Genomic DNA, 24,821 nt, shown 5'->3' on the forward strand with positions numbered 1-24,821 from the left:
GATGAATAGCCATGAAAAACTCTTTGCCGAACTTGCGGTTCAAAAGCTGCAAAATCAAACCCGGAGACATTTCCTGATTGATTGTGTCAGCAAAGTCGGGGGTTTGGCGATGGCACCGCTGCTTTTTGGCTGCGAACCGGAGCAACTGATCAAAAAATCTACTGGCTTAAATCTCAGCGAGCGGGATTTGAATCCTTTGGCACCTTTGCCTCCACCCTTTTTGGGCAAAGCCAAATCCATCATTTACCTCCACATGGCCGGAGCACCATCTCAGTTGGAGCTTTTTGACTACAAGCCTGAACTTGCCAAATTCCACGACAAAGATTGCCCGGAGAGCTTGCTGGAAGGGCGGAAATTTGCCTTTATCCGCGGTGTTCCGAAAATGCTCGGACCGCAGGCAAAATTCGCACAGCATGGCCAATCCGGTGCCTGGGTTTCGGATTACCTGCCCCACTTCGCCAAGGTGGCGGATGAAGTGGCTTTCCTCAAGGCAGTGCATACCGATCAGTTCAACCACGGTCCCGCGCAATTATTCATGCAGACGGGTTCGCCAAGACTGGGAAGGCCAAGTTTGGGTAGCTGGGTGACGTATGGTTTGGGGACGGAGAATCAAAACCTTCCAGGATTTGTAGTGCTAACTTCGGGAGGAAAAACTCCGGATGCAGGCAAAAGTGTCTGGGGTTCCGGCTTTTTACCTTCCGTCTATCAAGGCGTACAGTGCCGGGCTAAGGGTGACCCGGTTCTCTATTTGGAGGACCCATCAGGGATGTCCCGGGATCTTAAGAAAAACGTCATTTCCGCGATCAATCAGGTGAATCAGGAAGATTTCGAAACCTTTGGCGATCCTGAGATCCTTGCCCGGATCAATCAGTACGAAATGGCCTACCGCATGCAGATCGAAGTGCCTGAAGTCATGAACATTAACGATGAACCGGAACACATCCATGAACTCTACGGAACCAAAGCAGGTGAGGAGTCTTTTGCCAACAACTGCCTCCTGGCCAGAAAACTGGTGGAAAAAGGCGTGCGGGTCGTTCAACTCTATGATTGGGGTTGGGATACGCATGGCACGGATCACGACGGTTCGATTGACAAGGGACTGAGAAACAAGTGCCGAGAAATTGACCGCCCGATGTCAGCACTACTCCTGGATTTGAAGCAACGAGGATTGCTTGAGGAAACCTTGGTCGTTTGGGGCGGGGAATTTGGCCGAACACCGATGCAGGAAAACCGGGAAGGAAAAATTCAAGGCTTCATGGGCCGTGACCATCACGTAGATGCGTTCACGATGTGGATGGCCGGAGGCGGAGTCAAGAAAGGTGCGAGTTACGGAATTACGGATGATTTTGGCTTTTCGGGAGTTGATGAACGCGTTTCGGTGCACGATCTGCACGCGACAATTCTACACTTGATGGGCTTCAATCATGAGAAGTTTACCTATGAATTCCAAGGAAGGCCTTTTCGTCTGACCGATGTCCACGGGGAGTTGATTCATTCAGTCCTAGCTTAGAAAATCCAACTTTGAAAAATCTTGGACAGCAAAAAAATCAATCTTCGTTCAAAATCTCACACAACTGTAATCGAGAATTAATTTAAATGGAAATCAATCATTTTTCCCATCTTTCAAAAAGTCAGTTAAAAACTCTTTTGACCAAGATGCTAGAATTTCTTCGGTCTCCGGTCTTCGGTCTACCTACCACAAGAATTATAGGGAGAGTTTGTCCTTTTTTCAAAAAGCTTAAAATCCCTTCTTTTTATGCTTGATTTCCTTGGGCCCCTTTTAGGCCGGATGCATCCGGTTTTGGTTCACCTACCAATCGGTATTCTGATTTTTGGGATAGTACTTTGCTTTTTTCCTCAGAGAGAAAAGAACAATTTCCTGCCCGCTATTCGACTTGCTTTTTTGATTGGCGGAATTGCCGCTTTGGGCGCAGGAATAAGTGGATTTCTGCAGTATCAGTTTGAAGGATTTGCTTGGGAAGATGTACGCGTTCATTTGGTCGGAGGAATTCTGACAGCCTTGGGGAGTTTTGGGCTTTTCTTTCATCTCAGAAAAAAAGACGTGATTCAATCGAAAGGAAAAGTATTTGCGTTTGTACTGGGTTTGATTTTGACCATCACAGGCCACTTGGGAGGAAATCTAACCCACGGGGAAAGTCATTTCACTGATGTTCTTCCGCCTGGATTGCAATCCTTTTTGGGGATTGAAATCTTGCCCGAAAAAGGCCCCCAACTCCCGGAGGAAAGCTGGGAAAATGCGGAATTATTTTCTGAAGTAATCCAGCCAATTTTCAATCAAAACTGCAAAAGCTGCCATAATCCCAGAAATCAAAAAGGGGAATTGGATCTTACTACGATGAAAGGATTGCTTGCAGGAGGAGAAGATGGACTGATTTTCACAGCAGGAGATGCCGAACATAGCGAACTTTTCGCCCGATTGATTTTACCCAAGGATGATGAAAAACACATGCCCCCTGCTGGGAAACGTCAGCCCTCCAAAGAAGAAATTGCTTTGATTGAGAGTTGGATCAAAAAAGGGGGAAAAGAAACCCAAACCCTTGCAGAGGCTGGAATTTCAAGAAAACTCATCGAGCAGTTTATTCTGAAAAGTGAGCTTCCTTTTTATCCAAAAACTTCCCTTGCGATTCTATCGGCAGACTCACTTGCGACATTGAAAACCGCAGGATTTTTTGCGGAAGCCATAGAATCAGGTTCGGGATTATTGAAAGTAAGCTGTACCAATTTTTCAGGATTTCAGGATTCTGATTGGGAGAAGCTTTCTCCGATAAAAAACAGGATCGCGTATCTGGATTTAAGTGGAACTCAGGCCACAGATGCTATTCTGGACAGCCTCGAAGGACTATCTAATCTGACCGTCTTGAAGCTGAATGAAACAGCGGTTTCCGGTAATTCTTTGGATAAACTTGCTCGATTGCCTCACCTAAAATTGCTTTATCTAAACAAGACCGGAGTGAATCTCAGGATAATCGAGCAGCTGTCAACCAGCAAATCCCTTCAAAAAGTCTTCGCCTATCAGACTCCTGCAGCGGAAGAATTCCCAAATTCAGGAAAGCTAAGTTTGCCTTTTCTTCTGGAAACAGGAAACTACTCCCTTCCTAAATTACCGACGGATACGGTTGTGTATTAACATTCAAGAATTAGACAAATTGAAACCATTAAGAAAATTGAGTTCATTAAGTTTTATTGAAAATTTAGGAACGAAAAAATTAAGCACACCGAACTGATTATCCGCTCTAAATTTCCTTAATTCTCTTAATGGTTAAAAAATTCTATTTAAAGTTTCTCCTCAATCTTTTCCGGCACAAATCCCAAAGTCAGACTTCCATCCGGATAGGTAATCACAGGTCGCTTGATCATACTGGAGTTTTCGATCAGAATGGGAAATGCTGTTTCGACTTTTTCCAAAGCCGCCTTCAGCGCTTCATCCATTTTTCGATAAGTCGTCCCCTGTTTATTAACCAAAGTTTCAAGGGGAGTTTTTGTTAAAAACCCATTTAAAAGTTCCTGAGTCGGCTTTTGCTTTTTGTAATCAATGAATTCATAGGAAACGCCTTTTGACTCCAGGAAGTCAAAGGCTTTCTTTATGGTATTGCAATTCTTTATTCCGTAGACTTTGATAGACATCTAGTGATTGGTTTTATTTTTCATCTGTTTATTTTTTGTTTTTCAAAGGTCAGATGGAATCTCGCATGGCTTACAATCATCCCAGTGTGTGACGCTCTCGTCATGCTTGATTTCATGTGTTTATAATTGATTTTTATTGGTAACAAGGAATCTTCACATGTATTCCCCGATAGCTCGGGGCATCCCTCAGTGTTTCGCTTTGGATCATGCCTGTCTGCCTCAGGCAGGCTCGATTTCAAATGATCTTCTGGCAAAAATAGCCTTCAGACTTTTAATCCCCCAAATCATCCCAATTAATAAGGGTATTCCAAACTAAAGGCGCATCATGATGATTCAGGAATCGATGAAGTGGGTCAAAGGTAAAGGCGATGATCCGTCCCTTGCCCACAGGAACATTGAAAATACTCCCCTGACCGATAATAGTTTGTTCATTTCTCACCATTCCTGATCTCACATACGGTGGTTCTTTACCCGCAGCAGCTTTTTCTTCTTTTTTTGATTCGGTTTTTTCCATCCCCATAATTTCTCCGGTATAGGGTTCCTCATCTTTCAACGGTTTGGTGCCATACTGAAGCAGCATCATGTCCCTTTTTGCCAGATCTACCTGATAAAGTGGACCATTCCCTTTGAAAATTGAAAAAGTCTCAGGAAATCCATATAAAATGGGGTGATCTGATTTCTTGGCTTTGACAGTAACCACAGAACCCGGATGAAATAATCCCGATGCAGCATACGGTTTCAAATCACGGGTAATCCCTGTCTCAGCTACCATCACGGTAGAATTGTCCAGCGTGATGACCACACCACCTGCCTCAATAAATTGTTTAAGATTTTCTATTCCCATAAACCCCGGCCCCCCTGTGATATCCGGACTGGAATCCGGGAAGCCGTGTGAAGGAAATTGTGCGGTTTTGGTATAAGGCATCGGCCCGAATCGGGAGTCAATTCCATGGATAAAATCAGCAGCCGTTCCTCTTGATCTTGGAACCAAGATTACATCAAATTTTGACTTGAGATTACCTGCTTTCAGATCATCCTTATCGATGGAGGTGTACGGAATTCCTCGTTGCTCAAACGTATAGCGTGACCAACCCTCATCCTGCGTATTGAACCAAGTATGGTAAATGGCCACTTTTGGAAGTTGTACAAGGTGAGTGTGGTCATTATTTGGAGTCGATGAACTGCGAATCAGGTCAATGCCAAACTTTTTCCCCAACTCCACAGCCTGAGAAGAAGAAATTCCTTTGATCATCATTGATCCAATATTCAAGGTGTCCTGGCCAATTATAAATTCAGATTTAATTACGCGAATTTCAGCGTTTTTGGACTGCTCCTTAATCCAGTACAATGCCGGTAGCACAGTATTTTGGGCCTGATAGTGGATGAAATAGGAATTACCGGAACCTGAAATTTCTCCTTCATACTTCAGCTCAGATTCGACTTTTTTAAGGGAAGAAATCTCATAGGCAATGCTGTCCTTTTGCTCCACTTCTACTCCGTACAGGTAGCCCAAAGTCCAAGCAATGTCGTCGTAAGGTGGAAATTTGGCTTCTTTTGGATACTTCTGCTCCGTGAGCAATGTTACGGCAAGATTTCGGTAAGGCTGATCCAAAAGAATCACATATTCCCCTGAGTCGGCCTGATGGACTTCAATGGCTTGTACCCGAAGTTGGTTGACCAGATAAGCTGCCATTGTCGGGTCTTTTTGTTGGGTAGGAATGACAAAAGCTTTTGGGCTGTCCTCTTTTCCTTTACGGATAGAATTCACTCCCTTTTGGTAAAAATTGCGCAGGAGTTGCTCCCCATTTTGCGCAGCATATGTCAATGAAGCAAGAACTCCGGCCTGCATATAGTTCACATTGTTTCGAGCTGACCAATAAACCCGCTCTGTGGGTGGATCAGGACGATACCACTCCCGTGTTGTCGCAGGATCCCCTGCATATTTCTGGTTGGAAAGGTCCCGCATGTAGGTATTTGCTCCCGCATTGCCGAAAGTCTCATAAAATCGCCCATTGGAATTGTGGTTGTTGGCTACCCAAATGCCATATCCAGGCCACCAACCGTCATAGAAAGCCCAAGTAAACGCTCCCGGCATTCCCTGAGTTGCCAGGGTGGTGATGTCGTGATTGGCCATGACTTGCCACTCCCCGATGGTCACGGGATCCACCTGTTCGTTGTAGGGACCGGTACCGGTAGAGATATAAAGCAAAGGAACGGACTCATGAAGATCCAGCATGACGGTAGGATGCCATTCGTAAAAGATCGAAAAAATGCCTTTCGTGATTGCCTGTGAGACCTGCAAACCGTCTCGATTATTGTCGTGAAACACATATTTGCCCCAATAGGGAGCTGAACGGGGAAAACCATCATCCCAATCAGTTCTTGCTTTTGTATAGCGATAGTACCAATCTACCAGTTTGTCTCTGCCATCAGGTTCGGATACCGGATTGATCAGCACAATGACGTTATCTCGGATTTGCTTAATGGATTTTTCTTCGCTGGTCACGAGTCTGTATGTCAATTCCATCAGCATTTCCGGAGAACCCATCTCTGTGGAGTGCATTCCACCATTCAGGTAGTAGACAGGTTTTGCCGATTCAAGGATAGTTTCAGCTTCTTCGGCAGAAGTAATTCTTGGATCAGCCAGTCGCTTGAGTTGATTCTTATACACATCCAGCTTGTTCATGCTATCATCATTTCCGATGATTACCACATAGATCGGTCGACCTTCTTCTGAGGTTTCTACCTGTTTGATTTGGAGGTGTGGAGACTTTTCTGCCAAAAGCTGATAGTATCCATAGATCTCGGTTGTATTGTGCATCACACCGGGTGCCCCGATGATTTCCCCAAAATGCTTCAAAGGAGATGGAATCGTAGGGTGATCAACTACATTCAGCACCGACGCAGGTAAAAATCTTGAATCTGTGGTATGCGCTTTGATTTTGGTGTTGTATTCTAAATCGACTTTTTGAGCAAAAATAGCAGGACTGATCAAGCACAGGGCCATCACCCCAATAATGAGTGGCTTTTTCATAAAACAGGAAAGATTGGTGGACATTACTATCAGTGGTTAAGATAGCAAAATTGGCTGATAGGTGATTTTCTACTCATGTAAAACCCAGATTTAGAAAAAAGAAAAGGCTGACATTTCTGCCAGCCATTGCTTATCAATTCATTATCTCTTTCATACTTTCCTCATGTGCCTGCAAAATCTTTGCGATCAAATCATCGGTAAGGGCCGTGGACAGGAATAAGCTCTCATACTGAGAAGGAGCCAAATAGACCCCGCGATGAAGCATCGCCTGAAAGTATTTCCCAAACAAAGCGGTGTCCGATTTCTTGGCAGATTCAAAGTCAGTCACGTTCTCTTCTGTAAAAAACAGAGAATACATACTTCCCAGTTGATTAATGGTAATGTCATGCCCAAGCCGATGATTAATTGAGGCAATCCCTGAAGCGATTTGCATTCCGATTTCATTCAATCGGGTATAGACTTCAGGGTGAGAATTCAGATAATTCAGCATGGTCAGACCGGCAGCCATGGCAATCGGATTACCTGAAAGTGTCCCAGCTTGGTAAACAGGTCCAGCAGGCGAAACGAATTCCATGATTTCTTTTTTGCCTCCATAGGCTCCTACAGGCATACCTCCACCGATGATCTTGCCAAGTGTTGTCATATCCGGCGTCACTCCAAAAAGTTCCTGAGCGCCACCTTTTGCGAGGCGAAACCCTGTCATCACTTCGTCGAAAATCAAGACAATTCCCTCACGGGTACAGATGTCTCTCAATCCCTGCAAATAACCGGGTTTTGGAAGGCAAAGGCCCATGTTCCCGGGTACAGGTTCAAGAATCAATGCCGCTATTTCACCCTTATTGGCAATAACTAATCTTTCAATGGCTTCCAGATCATTGTAAGGAGCCAATAGTGTGTCTTTAGCCGTTCCTTCTGTAACTCCCGGTGAATCGGGATGTCCCATGGTAATCGCTCCTGATCCCGCAGCGATCAGGAAGGAATCTCCGTGACCGTGGTAATGTCCTTCCATTTTGATGAATTTGTCACGACCCGTATAGCCTCTTGCAACTCGAATCGCAGACATGGTCGCTTCAGTGCCTGAGTTGACCATACGAACCTTTTCCACAGATGGAACCATGCTTACGATCAGCTCCGCAATCTCCACTTCTCGGGCTGTCGGTGCACCAAATGAAGTTCCGTGATCCATCGCTGCGATCACCGCCTCACGGATCATTGGGTGATTATGGCCAAGAATCATAGGCCCCCAGCTGTTGATCATTTCGATGTAGGCATTGTCGTCTTCGTCATAAATGAAGGCTCCATTTGCTTTTTTGATGAAAATCGGGTCACCGCCCACAGCACGAAATGCCCTTACCGGGGAATTGACCCCACCGGGGATAAAATTTTTCGCATGGGCAAAAAGCCTCTTGCTTTCAGAAATTTGCATGGTCTATTGTAAAGGAATCAGTTCTCCAGCTTCTAATTTGAACACTGGCGTATATCGGTTATTGTTTGAATTTTGAAAATTAAAACCCCAAGTTAATTTGCCTTCCTGAAAAGGTTTTTGGTCCAGACTTCTTTGTAAGTCAAAATTAAAAGTGGTTTTCACATTGGAACCCAACCAATACACTATTTCTGAACCTAAGATTGAGTTCATTCCGGGATAGGCATAATATTGCTCGTAATATTTTTTTCGAAATTGATTCATCTCTGAAGTGTCAAACTTGGGCGTATTATTGGCAATGAAGTGAAAGTTTGGAAACTCCAGCATTTCGTAATTGGCAAAATTGAACCCTAACCATGAATCCATCACCAGTATTGGGACGGAGGTGGTGATGCTTTCCATCAAGGAAAAGACTGATTGGGCGATGGCTGGATCGTCAGAAAGCAAAATCACCTGATCAATTGAGGGATTGTTTCCACGGCTTACGCCAAGCCCTTGCAGGAAGGTGGAGGCGTTCCGAGAATCCAGTTTTTGGATTTTCACGATTTTAAAACCGGCTTTTTCCAATTCTGTCTGCAGCAATAGTCCTAATTTTTCATCTCTTGAACTTCCACTATAGCCTACAGCTACTCGATTGCCCCATCGTTGGGATTTCAAGTTTGAAATAATACCGGAAGAAAGAGAAGCAACCGATGGTCTGAATAAATAACTGTATTTATATTGCTCAAACCGCTCACCCAAATTGGAAAGTGGGTGGATAAATGGAATTTGCTCTTTTTCAGCAAATGCACTCACTAAATCCGTTTCTTCGAGGTAAATAGGCCCTATGATCGCGTCTGCATTGGTTACCACCGGATCCTTTAACAGGTTGGCGAGGTGATTTAGATCTCTTTTCGAATCAAATGTTACCAAGTTCACTTTCTGACCTTCACTTTTGAGTTGCTCGACACCAAGTTCAATTCCCTGATAAAGTTCAAACATGAAATCTGTGAATCCCAAGTTCGTGACTGCCGATGCATTACCAGAGGTAAAAGGTAAAATGACGACGATGTCAAGCACATCATTTTTGACCACATTTTTCCTGATTGGTACTGATGATTTGATTTGATTCAATGCCTGAATTTCGCTCGCCGACATGACCGTTTGCTTTTGCAATACGGTAGCCAGACTGCTTGTATATCCTTCGTTGGATTTGAATTCATCCAGATTAGCCACCAAATAGCTGGAAGTCGCTTTACTGAGGTATGCAAAAGTCAGATTATAAGATTGTTCCAGTATTTGGTCTTTCTTGATTGATTTGATGACTTTAAGTGCTTCAGTATTTTGGTTATTTTGAAAATAAGCTGCGGCTAAGAGGTATTTAGCTTCGTCAGATTTATTCCAGTTTTTCCCATAAATCGGCTGAAGCGCACTAATCGCCTGAGTAGGTTGATTAGCTCCCAGTGCAGCTTCAGCAAGGTGAAAAGCTGCGTAATTTGCTAAATTCCCGTATTTATCCGGATTAGTGAAAGACTTGAACCCATTCATGGCATCCCAATATTCCTTAGCAAGCAGCGCTGATTTCGCTTTTTGGTATTCCGGGGGAAGACCTTGAGCATTTAGTACATGTAGGGTAAAAAACAGGGGAACTAACAGAAACAGATTTCGCATAATACCAAGGGAAAAGCATAATTGATGCAGGGCAAATTTAACCCATTATTTCCAAACCCAAAGTTTGTACCGAAGACAGTAAAAATGAAAAACCGGAAGACTTTACTTCATGTTTTAAGAATTTTTATCGAATCAGGCAGATCGGCTCTGCTCCAGATACATTCATTCGAAACGATCGAAAAATCTTGATCTAATACTTCTTTGAAACCTACCTTACTGAGTTTCAACTTTAATTCTGACAGTTGCACTTTTCGCAGATCCTTAGAAGCCTTTCTAGGCTGGAATATTGTAACCATAAAACATGGGGAACTGAGAAACAGACTTCCTGAATTGTCCCTGAGCCGCCCCAAGGAGAAAAAATTACGGATTGCTAGCGTAAAATTTTCTGATCCCAGTGACTTGAATTTTCGACAATTCTCAAAATTCAACAAATTTTAATAATTATTGATTTTAGGAAGTTGACCTTAATTTCTAAATAGGTTCAAAAAGCCCCTCCTCACTTCTCCTGTTTTGGATAAAGTCAAAACCCAATAGTAGGTGCCTTCCGAGGAAAGTTCCATCCCATCTCTCGGAAGGATTGACGGTCGAATGCATAAGCTGCCCACTTTTTTCAAAAATCTGTATCCTGATACCTTCTATTCCTGACAGAGCAGGTACTCCCCATGAATCGTTAATCCCATCCTGATCTGGTGAAAATGAATTGAAAATCTCAATATCTCCCAAGCGGACAAATTCAGACTTCAGTTGAAACTGTTTTTGGATGACATTCCCTGCTCGATCCAAAGCCTCAACGAGGATAGAATACTGATTTTTGAATTTGCTGTCCCCAGTATTTTTCCATGAAAGCGAATTTCCATTGAGGACAAAGAGTGAATTATCGAGCGTTCCCTTGACAAGCGAGAGAGTATGAACCACATCAGCTTTGTCTATGACACTTAATTTCCCGATTTCTTGAATGGATTTTGGAGATCCTGGCTCAAATCGGTTATTGCTCAACAACACATCTTCGGGCGCAGGTTTGGCTAATATTTTAAGCGGTTGTGCGGCCTTCAGCATTTCAGTGTTTACAATTCCTTGCGGGAGTCCTACTGATCCATATAGTACGCATGTCCCCACTTCCATCAGGTTCAATTGATTTGTTTGCCAAGTCACGCCCAATTCCAAAATCTGACCATCCTGAGTGAGCGCACTAACGAATTTGGGCAAAGCAGGTAGTTTAGACCATTCAGTTACAATTTCTGAAGGGTTAAAAATCAGGCTAAGTTCAGCCGGGATGATTTCTAAAAACGACTCTTTGAAAACCAGTTCATAATTGAAATCAGTCTGAAGGTTGCCTTGTCCAATCTGATATTTTCCAATTTTTTCTCCTGATTCCCTCATCAGGCTACCGGATAGTACCACGCTTATTTCATCAGGATTGATTCCGCTTACCAGAAAGGAAAGTTGCGGATCATCTTGTCCATAAATCTTTTGCTTTTCAATGGCTTCTACTACTATTTTTTTCTTGAAAATCTGAAAATGCGACCCATGGTATTCAATTTCATAATTTCCTCCCGCAGCCAAGGATCCAATTAAAATCTCATAAAAACCAACCTGCTCACCTAATTCTCTGATTAAATTCCCGGTGATTACTTCGCTACCATCATCATATTGGAATCCTTCTAGAATGTATTCAAGCATGGGGTCATCAGTACCAAAAAATTTACTTTGATCTGTTTTGGACGAAATTCTAAGCACGGCGGGGCTAACTGTCAGTGTCTGTTCCAGTGGAATGTTAGTATTATATACAGAATGACCAATTGCTTTTGCATAAATGGTAGTAATTCCTGCCTTCAAAATCATTGCTTGGTTTCCGGTGATTTTAACAACAGAGGTATCCAATGCGAAGTAGGAGATAGAGATTCCATGCGCATCTACTTCAGGCCCTAGTGTATAATCAGGATCACCGTAGCTTTTTTCCATCTCCGAAGGGAAATCTAAGCCCTGAGGAAATCTAAAAAATTCCAATCTCTTTCGCCAACGGTCAGACCAGGTTGAAGGTAAATTTCTTCAATTACCAGAAGTTGATAAATTTTCTGAGTTAGTTCCAGTTCATCAAATTGCTCCAATACATCGTCGCTTTTTTGCTTGGTAGTTTCCTCGAATTTATCAATTCCCTCATTTGACTCAAATTGTAAAAATTCAGGTTTTGAATAGGTGGTGTTTTCCCTTTCGGTCAAAAAGAAATAAATCAAACTAGTCAATGCAAAGGCTACAATGCCAGATATTAGAAAATATGGTGCAGTGATTAATTCCATTTGCTTCTTTATTCCTGAGCCTTAGAAAACTGGCGTTTAATTCGAAAATTACCTTGATGTTTGATTCTGTTTTAGACTTGATTATTCAGAGGTATGCGTGTTTTGATTTGTAATTGAATTGCAGAATTGAAACCATAAAAAAAACCAGACTTTGGTAAGCCTGGTTTTTTTGTTTTCTAGGAGATCCCCCGAAATCCTTATTCCCACTCAATCGTCGCAGGTGGCTTAGAGGAAATATCATAAACCACTCGATTTACGCCTTTGACTCGGTTAATAATTTCGTTGGACATCTTGCCTAAAAACTCATAGGGAAGGTGAATCCAATCAGCCGTCATACCATCCACAGAACCTACGGCTCTCAGTGCTACTACACGCTCATAAGTCCGCTCGTCTCCCATCACGCCTACTGACTGGATTGGAAGTAATATCGCTCCTGCCTGCCATACCTTATCGTAAAGTCCGTGATTTTTCAAGCCTTGGATGAAAATATGATCAACCTCCTGAAGGGTTTTTACTTTTTCTTCCGTGACATCTCCAAGGATTCTGATTCCCAAACCGGGGCCTGGGAAAGGATGACGGCCGATGATTTTTTCAACTATTTCCAGCGCTCTCCCTACCTCACGAACCTCATCTTTGAAGAGCGTATTCAATGGCTCAACCACAGAAAGCTTCATGAAGTCAGGCAAGCCACCCACATTGTGGTGGGATTTGATGGTAGCAGATGGCCCCTTCACAGAGACAGACTCAATGACATCGGGATAAATCGTGCCCTGACCCAGCCATTTTACACCTTCAATTTTATGTGCTTCTTCGTCAAAAACTTCAATAAATGCACGACCGATCGCTTTTCTCTTTTCTTCAGGATCTGTCAATCCTGCCAATGCATCGTAAAAACGCTTTTTGGAATCGACTCCGATCACATTCAATCCCATGTGTTTGTAAGAATCGAGGACCTCTTCGAACTCATTTTTGCGAAGCAGGCCATTATCCACAAAAACACAAGTCAACTGATCACCAATCGCTCTGTGAATCAATGTAGCCGCTACAGAAGAATCAACACCTCCTGAAAGCCCCATGACCACCTTATCCTTACCGATTTTGGCTTTCAATGCCGCAATAGATGAATCTATGAAAATATCTGAAGTCCAATCCTGAGCACATCCGCAGATTCCGACAACGAAATTCCTAAGAAGATTTTTGCCTTCTGTAGAATGAGTCACCTCTGGGTGAAACTGAATCCCGTAGGTTTTCTCTCCTTCGACTTTGAAAGCCGCAACTTCCACTGAAGAAGTGCTAGCAATGATTTCAAAGCCTGATGGAAGTGTTTTGATCGTGTCTCCATGGGACATCCAAACCTGCGATCCATGCGTCATTTCCTTCAACAGATCATGATGCAAGTCAATATGGTCCAAATTGGCACGTCCATATTCACGAATCGTGGATGGAAGAACCTCCCCTCCATATTTGCTGGCTAAAAGTTGAGCCCCGTAACAAACCCCTAAAAGCGGGAGTTTTCCACGAAAAGCATCGATATCCAAATCCGGAGAACCCACATCACGAACAGAACACGGCGAACCGGAAAGGATGACACCTTTGATGTCAGCGGTGATCTCAGGGACTTTGTTGAAAGGGTGGATTTCGCAATAAACGTTCAGTTCTCTTACTCTTCTCGCGATGAGTTGGGTGTACTGAGAACCAAAATCAAGGATGAGGATTTGTTCTGCCATGCGCAAAGGTAATCAGGCAAGGTGGCTTACTAAAATTCAGCAAAGAAAATTTGGAAGCTGAATATAAATCAAGAGTATGTCAAAAATCAATTAACTGAATTATAGCTATTTAACAAGTTTTTAGTTAAAATACGTTAAGTATTTTTTAACCTTGAAAAGCTTTTTGGATGTTTGATGACCTGAAACTTAAACTCTTTTTGATGAAAACAAACCGACTATTACTAGCCATTTTATTTCTCGTAATGGTTCACGCTACATCATTCGCCCAAGAGAAAGAAAAACCTAAATTCACCTTTGGAGTTGGGCCGGCCATTGATCACAATTTGGCACTCTGGGGAATCAACTTTGTCAATGAAGTGGATCTATCGATCAGTAAAAGATTTACATTCACTCCATCACTTACCTTTTACCATTCCATTGGCAACATAGATTTTGATCATCCAAATAAAGGGCTGAAAAAAGAGGATTTCTCTTCAGGAATTTTCATTAACCCAAAACTGAAGTATGATATCCTACAATGGAAAAATGGATTCATACTTTCTTTTGCGGCAGCACCTTCTTTTCAAATAGGCAGCCATGCTTTTGTTGCCAATATCAATTCCTCAAATCCTGAAAGTCCCGAATGGTGGAGATTTCCCTCAAAATTTAACCGGCTTGGACTACTAATAGAGTTGGAAGCAGAATGGAATACCAAGAACCCTAATTTCAATCAGGCAGTGGGAGTCTCATTCTCTGGGTACGATCTCTACATGCCTTGGTACATCATGGCTACTTATAAAGTCAAAATTAAATCTTGGGGTAAATAATTTCTTCAAGAATAGCCTTTCCTAATTACTGAAGGCTTTTTTTGGATTTGATTTAAGTAAAAGATCCCAGTCTTGATCAGTAAATCCACGCTGATTCAGGACTGGGATCAGCTTTTCGAAGATATTGGTGAAGGGCTGAAAATCGCCTCCACTTGGCTTGGCTGGATCGTACCACCCTGCATCATGCGAAATCAAAACGCGGTTCAAAAACCGGTTTTCTTTGGCAAAAAGTAAGCGCTCCACATAAGGATCAATCGCCCAACCGATGCCATCCAAACTGATCCAAACGCCCAATTCGGCAGCAACTTGGTAGTTTTTAAAATCAGGTTCATTCTGGGCATGAACCCAGACAAAAGCCGAAGGATCCACTCCCATTTCCTGAAGAATCCTGACTTCCTGAGCGGCTGTTTTCCATGTTCCCGTGTGAGAAGCGATGGTTAGTCCGGTTTGCTGATGTGTCAGTCCGGCAGCTTTGACCAATTTTTGATCAATTTCTGAAAGGGCGTCAGCTTCATTTACCGAGATTTTGATAAAACCAGGTTTGATCCCAGTTCCTTCGATTCCGTTTTCAAACTCATCAATCCATCGAAAGGAAAGCTCTTCAGCAGACTCGGAATAGGCATGTTTGGGTAAATACTTCCCTCCCACTGCCCCATAATAACCTGTATTTGTCAAAATTCGGATTCCCGATTTTTCACTGAGTTCTTTAAGTAAAAGTGGGTCTTTGGCCAAAAAGGAAGGTGTGCAATCCAAGATGGTTTTTACACCATGCTTTTTCACCTCAAGTAAGTAAGGAAGAACCTTGGCTACTACTGCATCCCGATCCCAGCGATCTGGGCTAATCGAATCTGCACCAATAAAATCCACTAACATGTGTTCGTGAATCAGAGTCAACCCGAGCGAATCAATCAAAATCGGTCCGGTGGAAGTTTCTATTGTATTTTTCTCAGTTTCATTTTTCGAGTTACTGCAGGAAAAGATGAAAATCGGAAGAAAAAGGAAGCAAAGTAGGTTCTTCATAGCCAAGGAATTAAGAAGATTGAAGATAGGATTTTTTTGGGCTTAGAGAACTTTGTCAATTAATCTTCAACAATTTTGGGATCTAAAAACCTCGGTCTGTGTCCTCACAGACCGAAACCAAAAAAGTAATGAAACATTCATTTCAGAGCCGACAAGCAAATAAAATGGGTGCTACATCCAAATTTTACAAATGGCTGTCTCATAAGCCCGGAATGTCAAATTGAGCAGCCTGCCCGCTTTGGAGGGAAGTCAAAATATGGTCTGATTCAACAGAAACCGCCTTCGACTCCAGTCACCCTGAGCGTAGTCGAAGGGTCAGGCTGACCTCGGAAGCCCTTTTGAGACAGCCGCGGAAAAGGAAACAGGCCACGGAAAAGGACACAAGTCACAAGAAACATCACCAATTTTTCAATTTTGAAATTTTACAATCTTCGAATTTCTCTCATTCCACTTCTTCCACCCCAAAAAGCGTCTGTAATTCCACAGCATCGATTCCTTTTTCCTCCTGCAAAAATTTCCCGAAGGCAGCTGTATTCCCATGAGTCAAGTACACCTTTTCAGCTTCTGTCGCTTCGATTGCCTGAATCAGTCCTTCCCAATCTGCATGGTCGGAAAGTACAAAACCCCGATCCGCAGCTCTTCGCCTTCTAGTACCCCGCACATTCATCCAACCCGAGCAAATCCCCGTTCGATAAGGACTGAATCGCTTCATCCATGGAGTACCCATAGCCGATGGAGGTGCAATAATTAAGGAACCTTTGAAAGTGGATTTGGACATTTCCTGCGTAACTCTTGGCACATCCCAAAGATCAATTCCATTGGAAATCAATGCCTGATTGGTATTCCAGATTGCTCCATGGACAAAGACTTCTCCGATACTTTGATCCAGATTTTGAAGAATGCGCTGGGCTTTACCCAGAGAATAGGCAAAAAGAACCGTAGTCCTTCCTTCAGCTCCGTTTTCTCTCCACCAGGAATTGATCTGCCGAAAAATCTCTGTTTGCCTTTCCCATTTATAAATAGGTAAACCAAAAGTGCATTCAGAGACAAATTCATGGCACTTGACGGGCTCAAAAGGGGAAGAAAGCCCGTCATTTTCGACTTTGTAGTCGCCACTGACTACAGCTATTTTCCCTTGGTACTCCAGGCGAATCTGTGCCGATCCCGGAATATGACCTGCAGGATGCAGCGAGATTTTGACACTATTTATTTCAAGTGTCTGACCATAATCCACCGTCTCCAAGCTGATTTCGGAGCCAAGTCTCAGTTTCATCACTTCGGCAGAATGGTGATGTGCCAGATAGTGCTTCATACCCCAGCGGGAATGATCGGAATGCGCGTGGGTGATTACCGCCAAATCCACAGGCTTCCAGGGATCAATAAAAATCCCTGCCGGAGTGCAAAAAAGTCCTGAATCGGTGAGTTCTAAAAGTTTCAAATTATGAACGGTGTAAGAATTTGAGCTTTTTCAAAGCTGAATTTACAGGAATTGGAAACCGCAATTGCAAACCAATAATAATTACATCAATTTCGGTTATTAAATCTCTTCTGGCAATCCCTCCGGTTTCGCGTAACTAAGACGACCCAGACTTTTTCCTGTATAGTAATCATCCAATCCGGCGACAGTCACCGTATCAAGCAATTCAAGATCAAGCGAACCGTCTTTTCTCAATCCCTTATCATCGATGTAAATGGAGTCAATGCTACCGATCATGAAAATGGTTTGGTTTACTTTTAGCTCTTGGGTCTCCAAAACTGTACATGCTAACTTGACGGGGCTTTTTTTCACAAAGGGAGCCTTAAAGTCATTCAGGTACTCGGCTTCTATACCCACTGCATCAAATTCAGAATCTTCCCATCGGGCTGATGCCCAATGCGCCTCTTTATAAAACTCGGATGTGACGTGATTCATTGTGAAAATTCCCGACTGCAGGATATTGTGTAGGGTATGCCTGATCACAGTATTAGGTCTAAAAAGTATACCCAGCATCGGAGGATTTGCGCCAATATGAAACACCTGTGAGAAAGGAGCCAGATTTGTTTTGCCCTTGGAGTTTTGTGTTCCAATAAGATTGAGACTTTTGTATCCGGAGAGGCAAGTAATCAGATTCCTTCGATAGAATGAATCCGAAGCCAAAATTTCCTTTGAGTCAAAATGTCGAATCATAATTTAATTGCTTCCTCGATAGTATCGCAGTATTGGATATCAAGTTGATCGATGATGTTATCGGGATAAGTCTCAAGGATTTGTTGCTTGGCGATTTGAACCATTTTTTCAAACCATTTTTCAGCAGGAAGGATTTTTCGGTGAGTTTTTAAACCATAAGCAAGCATATCCTTTTTCCAGTGGATAAAGTACCATTCCATGGTAGGCTGGTGAAAGGCTCTCAAAGATCTTTTGTCAAAAATGAATTTTTCAAAACTCCCTCCTTTGACAATTTTCCCAATCTGTTCAAAGGCCTCCTTGAAATCTTCTATAGGAATGTAGTCTGCAAGCAATTCACAGATTACGATTTTCTTTTCTGCACTAACCAAAACTCTTGCATAGCGCTCTTCATAAGCCAATTCAAAGTCTTGAATTTCGGAAGTGTTTAATGTTTCATTCATAGCTAGCGTAGGTAAAGCTTAGTAAACTGAATTTTTACGTTGAGTAGTCACATGCGCAACTTCTTCTTTGAACTCGGACAGTCGTTGTTCAAGTACAGAAGCATATTCCAGCGTGGTACGCATCATGTCTTGTTGAGACTGAATTTGCTCCTTCAATCGATACAGTTCTCGATTGACATCAGACAATTTCTCTTCGTATTGTTGTTTAAGCCGCTCTTTTTCAAGTTGGGCTTTCCTCAATTCTTCCTTGAAAAGAAGGAATGATTCAGGTGGAGTCTTCATAATCACAGCACTATTCTCTCGGGACCGTACCCATGGGTTAAGACAAAATGAACAGATAAATTGTTTAAATTTTACTTCAAATTAGACATTCCTCCATCGATATGGAGAATTTGGCCTGTCATCCAAGATGATTTCGAAGAAAGCAAAAATACGGTTGCTTCGGCGATATCCTCGGAAGCACCTATTCTCCCTAGGGGATGTCTTTTATCTGAGGACTCCTTACGCTCAGGAGTAGAAAGCAATGCTAAAGCTAGCGGAGTTTCTGTCAAGGAAGGTGCAATGGCATTTACCCTGATTTTTGAAGGAGCCCACTCTGCAGCCAAAGATCTGGTAAGTCCTTCTACAGCACCCTTTGCCGAAGCAATACCGGCATGAAAACCCATTCCCGTCTGAACTGCTACTGTACTGTAAAGCACCACCGAAGGACTGGGAGATTTCTTCAATCCCTTGAGGCAAGCTTGGAGCACCCTGACCGCTCCAAAAAAATTAATGTCCATCTCATTTTGAAAATCAGCAAGAGAAATCCTGTGGAATGGCTTCAGATTAATCGTGCCCGGACAGTACACTACGCCATCAATGACTTCCGGCAAACCGGGAATATCGGTGAAGTCTACACTGGTGTCGAGTTCTTTGGTGCCATTTCCACTTTTGGAATATAAAAACAGATTAGCTCCAGCTTCACTTAACAAAGTCGCTGTTGCCTTTCCTATGCCAGAGTTCCCTCCGACGATTACAATATTTTTGTCCTTCATATAGGTTAATTTCTTTGATTAAAAGAGAATAGCTGGTGTTTTTGTTTTATGAATCACAAAAAAAACCGGGCATTTGGCCCGGTTTCAATTGGTTTACTCAGCCTAGAAAATTACTTCTTCAGACTGATGTATTTCAAGAACTCGTTGCGAGTTTGTTCTTCTGATTCAAATTTTCCTGAGAAAAATGAAGTGACCGTTGAGCTATTCGTGTCATTGACACCACGAGAGCTTACGCACATGTGGTAGGCATCCATGATCACAGCCACGTCTTCCGTACCCAAGGCTTCTTTCAGTTCATTGCCAATTTGCATGGTCAATCTTTCCTGAACTTGTGGTCGCTTGGAATAGTATTGCACTATCCGGTTGATCTTAGAAAGACCGATTACATCACCGCTGGAAATGTATGCGACATGCGCCCGTCCATAGATCGGCACGAAATGATGCTCGCAGTGAGAATGAAAGGTGATGTCCTTCTCCACTAGCATTTGATTGTACTTGTACTTATTCTCAAAAAGCTTTGCAGCAGGCTTATTTTTAGGGTTTAAGCCACTGAACACTTCCTTTACATACATCTTGGCCACACGATGAGGAGTACCCTTCAAGCTATCATCTGTCAGATCCAATCCCATGATATGCATAATCTCTCTGAAATGTTTTTCGATTAATTCGACCTTTAGGTCATCATCCATTTCAAATGCATCTTCTCGGAGCGGTGTCTCAAGTGAGGTTCCAACATGATCTTCTCCGAGGTACTCGAATGAAGATCGGGCTATATCAATTCCCATCGTACTCAACATAGTTTCTTTCTGTTTCATAAAGTCGAATGATCAATTCGAATTTCCGATCAATCTTTTCCCTCAAAATATTCCAAATAACCACTGAGATGTTTTCGGCAGATGGATTGAGATTTTTGAATTCATCGGTATCCAGGTTTAAATTTTTATGGTCAAACTTATTTAAAACGTACTCTTTGATTAAATCACTGAGCACTTTCATATCATAAACGTATCCTGTGCCAGGATCAATTTCTCCCTTGACTTGCACAATTAAATCGTAATTGTGACCATGGAAGTTTGCATTGTTACACTTGCCGAAAATGGCCTCATTTTGCGCATCAGACCACTCGGGATTGTTGAGCCGGTGAGCAGCATTAAAATGTTCTTTTCTAAATACGGATACTTTCATTGATTATTCAAACAGCAGGTCTTTTCTTTTTGTTTAATTATTTCATTTTTTCTTTAAACAAATCAGTCAAATCTCTGCAAGTCAATTTATTAATTTAACTAAAGGCCTTGAAATTACAGATTAAAGGGAGGCTCCCAAAATATCTTTTCCAAGTACCATTTCGAAAACCCGCTATCCAACAAATAAGGTTCCATTTTATTCTTTGGCTCCAGCGACAAAATTCACCTCCTATTTTTATGGCAATGTTTTTGACAATGAAGAAGATACCCTACATTTGAACCTCACCTTATAAGTAAGCCAAATCTTCATGATCTCAGCAGGAATTCTAATTTCCTTAGTTTGGACTTTTACTTTTTCAGATCCAAACTCAGGTTCAAGTACCACTCTAGTTCCACTAGAAAACAATCACTCTTCGGAAGTCATTTTTGAATCTTTAGCAAAAAAGCATCAAAACATCCCAAATCTGGAGGCATTAAATTATGCGCTTGAAGGATGGGAAAAACTCGAGCATAATCTGGACAAGCCATTGTTGACCGTCATCGATTTCAGTCTTCCCTCTACTGAAAAGCGACTTTGGGTCATCGATGTGGAAAAGAGAGAAATTCTCCTCAACACGGTAGTCGCTCATGGAAGAAATACCGGTGAGCTCATGGCAAAGAATTTTTCAAATACCCCTGAATCCTTCCAAAGCAGCTTGGGATTCTATAAAACTGCTGAAACTTATCAGGGAAAACATGGATACTCGCTTCGACTGGATGGGCTGGAAAAAGGCTTCAATGATCAAGCCAGGGCACGCGCCATTGTGATTCATGGCGCTGAGTATGCGCGGGAAGAATTCGCAAAATCAACCGGCAGACTGGGAAGAAGCCTGGGCTGCCCTGCACTTCCTCCCGAACTGTCAGCAAAAGTGATTGATCTAATCAAAGAAGGCAGCTTGCTTTTCATTTATGGAAAAGATCAAAATTACTTGAACCAATCCACCTTGGTTCAACCCTGATTATTTCCTGAGCAAAGTTAATATCTCCGCGTCTCTGTTGTAAATGTCCTGACGAAAATGGGCTTGGCCTTTCGAATCGGCCCAAAAAGTCAAATAAACCAAGGCGACGGGAATTTTTCGATTGAGGTTGACTATTCGCTCAGATTTTTGATTCATAGCTTGGTTGATTCTTTCGTCGGTCCATTCCGGCATGGCCCTGAGCAGGATTTTTGCAAATTCCGTGGGGTTTTGTAGGCGAATGCAGCCATGACTAAGCGCACGATCTTCTCTGTCAAAAAGTGCTCTCGTAGGCGTATCGTGGATATAAACACTGAATCTATTGGGAAACATAAATTTCACAAGGCCTAGTGAATTACTTCCACCGGGTCTTTGGCGGATCATGTAAGGAAAAGATTTATTGGACCAATTAATTGTACTTGGATCTACCGGTTGTCCCGAAAAGGTCACCACCTCCATATTTTTTTGCCGGAGATAATCCGGATTTCTGCGAATGGCCGGAATGATTTCATTGCGAGCGATCGAGTTGGGAATATTCCAATAGGGGCTAAATACAATATAACTCATCGCTGCCGAAAAAATTGGAGTAGAATGGTACTGCCTCCCTACAATCACCTTAGATGAAAATAGGGTATCCATCTTATAGATATAGTCAAGCCGGTAATTTGCTATGTTCACCAATATGATTTCAGCTTCTTTCAATGTGTCAGGAAGCCACCTCAGTCGCTCCATGTTGACGGCAGCCCGATCCAGAAGCAAACTTGGTGAATTATTGATCCCGGCAACCGAATTTTTACCCAATGCCCCATCAGGTTCCATTCCGTTTTTACGCTGGAATTCCTTAACCCCTTCAAAAAGTAAGGAATCATACACTTTGGGGTTTTCCGTCTCATAGTACCCCATATATCCCCAAAATTGGAGGCGCTGTCGTATAATCGGAATTGAATTGTTACTTTCTCCTACTTTGATGGTTTTATCAATTTTTATAGGTTTCCAATTCAGTGAATCCACCTTACTTTTCTCATCCAGCTGCCTGATTACCTCGCGTCCGCGTTTGTAACTAGTGAATTTGGGATAAATCGTTTCCAGATTTCTTCGGATTTCCCCCGATGCCAGCGAAACTGAGAGTAAGTCACCATAATTTACTTTTTGCGGTTTCCGTGCTATTTCCCAAGTCGATTTGAGAAGTGCAGGATTCACTTTTCCCCGTTCCAAATGAGCGGCAAGCTGAAAAAAAGCATCACTCAGCAAAAGCTCCAAATCAACAAGTTCGCCTAGATCATTGGGGACTTTGTTTTTTTTGTTGGCTTCAAAAGTATTGAAAAAGGTATCAACCAGACCTAAATGGTATTCTTGAGGGTCTAAGCCGTCAAACTTGGATTGGCGAATTTCAAATCTTAACTCATAGGCCAATTCAGTCAGGATCCCATCAGATGACCAGATTTCGCGGAATTCCCTATTTGAATAAAAGGAAAAAATATCTCCGGAGGCACTCAAGTTTTGATTTTTGATGGAAAGTAATCTGCCCGGTTGAATACTCTCCAGTTTGAGTCGGATTTGATCTTGCAAGGGATCTTGGTCACCGTGAGTACTTGCCAATAGAAATAAGGGCGAAAACCCCAAAAAAAGGATAAAAGTGATTTTCCGAATCATCATAAGTAGTCTACAGTAAGTCACTGTAAAACTAGAATTATCCCTTCAGAAAACCACTGCTATTTGCTCAAAAGCGGTATATCTTTACTCCGTCCCCTTCAATGCCAATAATACTTCCTGATCACGATTGTATATATCTGACCTAAAATGAGGCGCCCCATTGGAATCAGCCCAGAATGTCAGGTAAAAGATCACAACCGGAATGTGTTTTTTCAACTGTACGATTTGCTCTTTTTCCTGATTCATAGCCTCATTGATTTTCTCTGAAGTCCAAGAGGGATCGTCTTTCAGTAAAAGTGCTGCGAATTTTTCCGGATCTTGAATTCGGATACAACCATGACTCAAAGCCCTGTTTTCCAATTGAAACAAACTTCTCGCCGGAGTATCATGGATGTATATGCTGTGTTCATTTGGAAACATAAACTTTACCAATCCCAAGGAATTGGAGCCTCCCGGCTTTTGACGAATCAAATATGGAAAAGTCTCAGCGGACCAATCACCCGGTTTTGGGTTGACCGGTTCACCGGAACTCGTGACCACTTCCATGTTTTTTTGAGCTAAATATTTTGGGTTTTTCCGTACTGCAGGCACAATTTCATCTTTTGTGATCGATGCTGGAATATTCCAGTAAGGGCTAAAAGCGATGTAAGTCATCGGTGCACTGAAAACCGGGGACGCATTATACTCCTTCCCCACAATAACTTTAGCTGTTAAAACCGTATCGAGTTTGTTAAGATAGTCCAATTGATAATTTGCCACATTGACCAAAATAAGCTCTGAGTCTCTAAGCGTATCCGAAAGCCAACGCAATCTTTCCATATTCACCGCTGCGATGTCCAATAGTCTGGCTGGAGAATTATTCAGGCTTTCGGCAGTCAAATTACCAATGGCGCCATCAGGCTCCATCCCATTGTTCAGCTGGTATTTTTTCAGGCCCTCTTCCATCTGTGGATCGAAGACCAAATTATCTTTCAACTCGTAGGGCTTAAGATAACCCCAAAAAATCAAGCGGTTCCGTAAACCCGGAACAGAAGCATGGGAGTCGCCGATTTTCAAAGACTTTTTCAAATTGACAGTTTTCCAAACCAGGGTGTCAATTTTCCGCTTTTCATCCAAATCCCGGATTACCTCTCTTCCCTTCTTGTATATCTTAAATTCCGGGTATAGACTTTCAAGCCCATCTTTGATTGACCCTTTTCGGATAGACTCGTTCAAAAGCTCGTTATAATTGATGCTGGGTGTATTTACTCCCAGATCCCATGCAGATTTGAGTTTGCTTGGATCGATTTTTCCAATTTCCAGATGCCTTGCCAGCTGGAAAAAAGCATCTGTAAGCATCAGATCCAAATCTGCCAAATCTGCAAATGGTTTGGCTTTCAGTTTTCCTTTTTGGTCGGAAATTGCCAGAAATAACAGCTCAATTTCTGAAGCGTGATAGTCTTCCGGGTTGAGTCCATCATATTTTGACTCGCCGATTTCAAATTTGAGTTCCTCCCCTAGCTTGGTGAGTTTTCCGTTGCTGGACCAAGCCTCCGCATACTCCCTTTCGGCATAAAAAAGCCGAAGCTCCTCGCTCGCTTTGAGCGACGTTTCACCGATTTTTAGCGACACTTCGGAAGACTGGCCTTCCAGTCTGGTTTGTAATTCTTCTGTTAAATCTGATTTTTTATTAAAAAGGGTAACCCAAAGGATACCCAAAATCACACATACTGCTATGCCAATGGCAAGTACTTTTTTCATATCTGA

The 24,821-nt window shown here is 42.5% G+C and carries 21 protein-coding genes; 4 read left to right on the plus strand and 17 right to left on the minus strand.

Translation table 11 applies throughout. The features are described 5' to 3' along the window. Position 1: 1 nt before the first annotated feature. Complete coding sequence (locus BLQ81_RS06835) at positions 2–1,510, plus strand: DUF1501 domain-containing protein (protein WP_092729210.1); 1,509 nt, start codon at positions 2–4, stop codon at positions 1,508–1,510. Positions 1,511–1,756: 246 nt separating this feature from the next. After that, entirely contained in the window at positions 1,757–3,148 is a 1,392-nt protein-coding gene (locus tag BLQ81_RS06840; protein WP_092729211.1) for a c-type cytochrome domain-containing protein, read from the plus strand. 146 nt (positions 3,149–3,294) lie between these two features. Here BLQ81_RS06840 and BLQ81_RS06845 read toward each other — a convergent pair whose 3' ends face one another. The 7 genes from BLQ81_RS06845 to guaA form a co-directional block, all read right to left on the minus strand. After that, entirely contained in the window at positions 3,295–3,645 is a 351-nt protein-coding gene (locus BLQ81_RS06845) for a Spx/MgsR family RNA polymerase-binding regulatory protein (RefSeq protein WP_092729212.1), read from the minus strand. Positions 3,646–3,916: 271 nt separating this feature from the next. After that, complete coding sequence (locus BLQ81_RS06850) at positions 3,917–6,679, minus strand: M14 family metallopeptidase (RefSeq protein WP_092729346.1); 2,763 nt, start codon at positions 6,677–6,679, stop codon at positions 3,917–3,919. A 133-nt stretch (positions 6,680–6,812) separates the two neighbouring features. Further along, the gene (gene hemL, locus BLQ81_RS06855) at positions 6,813–8,105 is read right to left on the minus strand and encodes a glutamate-1-semialdehyde 2,1-aminomutase (RefSeq protein WP_092729213.1); all 1,293 of its coding nucleotides are present in this window, start codon (positions 8,103–8,105) and stop codon (positions 6,813–6,815) included. Between the two features lie 3 nt (positions 8,106–8,108). Continuing rightward, positions 8,109–9,752 (minus strand): ABC transporter substrate-binding protein, encoded by a 1,644-nt coding sequence (locus tag BLQ81_RS06860; RefSeq protein WP_092729214.1) that lies wholly within the window; start codon positions 9,750–9,752, stop codon positions 8,109–8,111. A gap of 471 nt (positions 9,753–10,223) precedes the next feature. Continuing rightward, entirely contained in the window at positions 10,224–11,714 is a 1,491-nt protein-coding gene (locus tag BLQ81_RS06870) for an MBG domain-containing protein (RefSeq protein WP_092729216.1), read from the minus strand. Between the two features lie 14 nt (positions 11,715–11,728). Beyond that, the gene (locus tag BLQ81_RS06875) at positions 11,729–12,049 is read right to left on the minus strand and encodes a hypothetical protein (RefSeq protein ID WP_092729217.1); all 321 of its coding nucleotides are present in this window, start codon (positions 12,047–12,049) and stop codon (positions 11,729–11,731) included. Positions 12,050–12,246: 197 nt separating this feature from the next. Beyond that, entirely contained in the window at positions 12,247–13,776 is a 1,530-nt protein-coding gene (gene guaA, locus BLQ81_RS06880; protein ID WP_092729218.1) for a glutamine-hydrolyzing GMP synthase, read from the minus strand. A 200-nt stretch (positions 13,777–13,976) separates the two neighbouring features. Here guaA and BLQ81_RS06885 point away from each other — a divergent pair, with 200 nt between their 5' ends. Beyond that, positions 13,977–14,582: a hypothetical protein gene (locus BLQ81_RS06885; RefSeq protein WP_139183578.1), complete on the plus strand. Its 606-nt coding sequence runs from the start codon at positions 13,977–13,979 to the stop codon at positions 14,580–14,582. Positions 14,583–14,603: 21 nt separating this feature from the next. On the opposite strand, the gene BLQ81_RS06890 is transcribed toward BLQ81_RS06885, so the two are convergent. The 8 genes from BLQ81_RS06890 to BLQ81_RS06925 form a co-directional block, all read right to left on the minus strand. Then, positions 14,604–15,602, minus strand: a complete 999-nt coding sequence (locus BLQ81_RS06890) for a phosphotriesterase family protein (protein WP_092729220.1) — start codon at positions 15,600–15,602, stop codon at positions 14,604–14,606. A 442-nt stretch (positions 15,603–16,044) separates the two neighbouring features. Continuing rightward, positions 16,045–17,040, minus strand: a complete 996-nt coding sequence (locus BLQ81_RS06895) for a ligase-associated DNA damage response exonuclease (protein ID WP_092729221.1) — start codon at positions 17,038–17,040, stop codon at positions 16,045–16,047. A 99-nt stretch (positions 17,041–17,139) separates the two neighbouring features. Beyond that, positions 17,140–17,769, minus strand: a complete 630-nt coding sequence (locus tag BLQ81_RS06900) for a flavin reductase family protein (RefSeq protein ID WP_092729222.1) — start codon at positions 17,767–17,769, stop codon at positions 17,140–17,142. Continuing rightward, the gene (locus tag BLQ81_RS06905) at positions 17,766–18,209 is read right to left on the minus strand and encodes a hypothetical protein (RefSeq protein WP_092729223.1); all 444 of its coding nucleotides are present in this window, start codon (positions 18,207–18,209) and stop codon (positions 17,766–17,768) included. Before BLQ81_RS06905 ends, BLQ81_RS06900 begins: the two co-directional genes overlap by 4 nt. 18 nt (positions 18,210–18,227) lie before the next feature. Next, on the minus strand, positions 18,228–18,491 hold the full coding sequence (locus BLQ81_RS06910) for a hypothetical protein (RefSeq protein WP_092729224.1): 264 nt from the start codon (positions 18,489–18,491) through the stop codon (positions 18,228–18,230). Between the two features lie 71 nt (positions 18,492–18,562). Beyond that, complete coding sequence (locus BLQ81_RS06915; protein ID WP_092729225.1) at positions 18,563–19,243, minus strand: SDR family NAD(P)-dependent oxidoreductase; 681 nt, start codon at positions 19,241–19,243, stop codon at positions 18,563–18,565. A 110-nt stretch (positions 19,244–19,353) separates the two neighbouring features. After that, the gene (gene folE / locus BLQ81_RS06920) at positions 19,354–20,058 is read right to left on the minus strand and encodes a GTP cyclohydrolase I FolE (protein WP_092729226.1); all 705 of its coding nucleotides are present in this window, start codon (positions 20,056–20,058) and stop codon (positions 19,354–19,356) included. Continuing rightward, on the minus strand, positions 20,018–20,428 hold the full coding sequence (locus BLQ81_RS06925; RefSeq protein WP_092729227.1) for a 6-pyruvoyl trahydropterin synthase family protein: 411 nt from the start codon (positions 20,426–20,428) through the stop codon (positions 20,018–20,020). The genes folE and BLQ81_RS06925 overlap by 41 nt, the downstream gene beginning before the upstream one ends. Before the next feature lie 307 nt (positions 20,429–20,735). Here BLQ81_RS06925 and BLQ81_RS06930 point away from each other — a divergent pair, with 307 nt between their 5' ends. Next, positions 20,736–21,425 carry a murein L,D-transpeptidase catalytic domain family protein gene (locus BLQ81_RS06930; protein WP_092729228.1) on the plus strand — a complete coding sequence of 230 codons (690 nt, stop codon included), beginning with the start codon at positions 20,736–20,738 and terminating at the stop codon, positions 21,423–21,425. Here the strand turns inward: BLQ81_RS06930 and BLQ81_RS06935 are convergent, their stop codons facing one another. Both BLQ81_RS06935 and BLQ81_RS06940 read right to left on the minus strand, forming a co-directional pair. Further along, a complete protein-coding gene (locus BLQ81_RS06935) occupies positions 21,426–23,075 on the minus strand; it encodes a L,D-transpeptidase family protein (RefSeq protein ID WP_175454179.1) in 1,650 nt (549 codons plus the stop codon). It abuts the gene before it with no gap. Between the two features lie 84 nt (positions 23,076–23,159). Continuing rightward, positions 23,160–24,815, minus strand: coding sequence for a L,D-transpeptidase family protein (locus BLQ81_RS06940; protein WP_092729230.1), 1,656 nt, complete (start codon positions 24,813–24,815; stop codon positions 23,160–23,162). Positions 24,816–24,821: the final 6 nt, after the last annotated feature.

This window comes from Algoriphagus alkaliphilus, from assembly GCF_900103735.1.
Lineage (GTDB): Bacteria > Bacteroidota > Bacteroidia > Cytophagales > Cyclobacteriaceae > Algoriphagus > Algoriphagus alkaliphilus.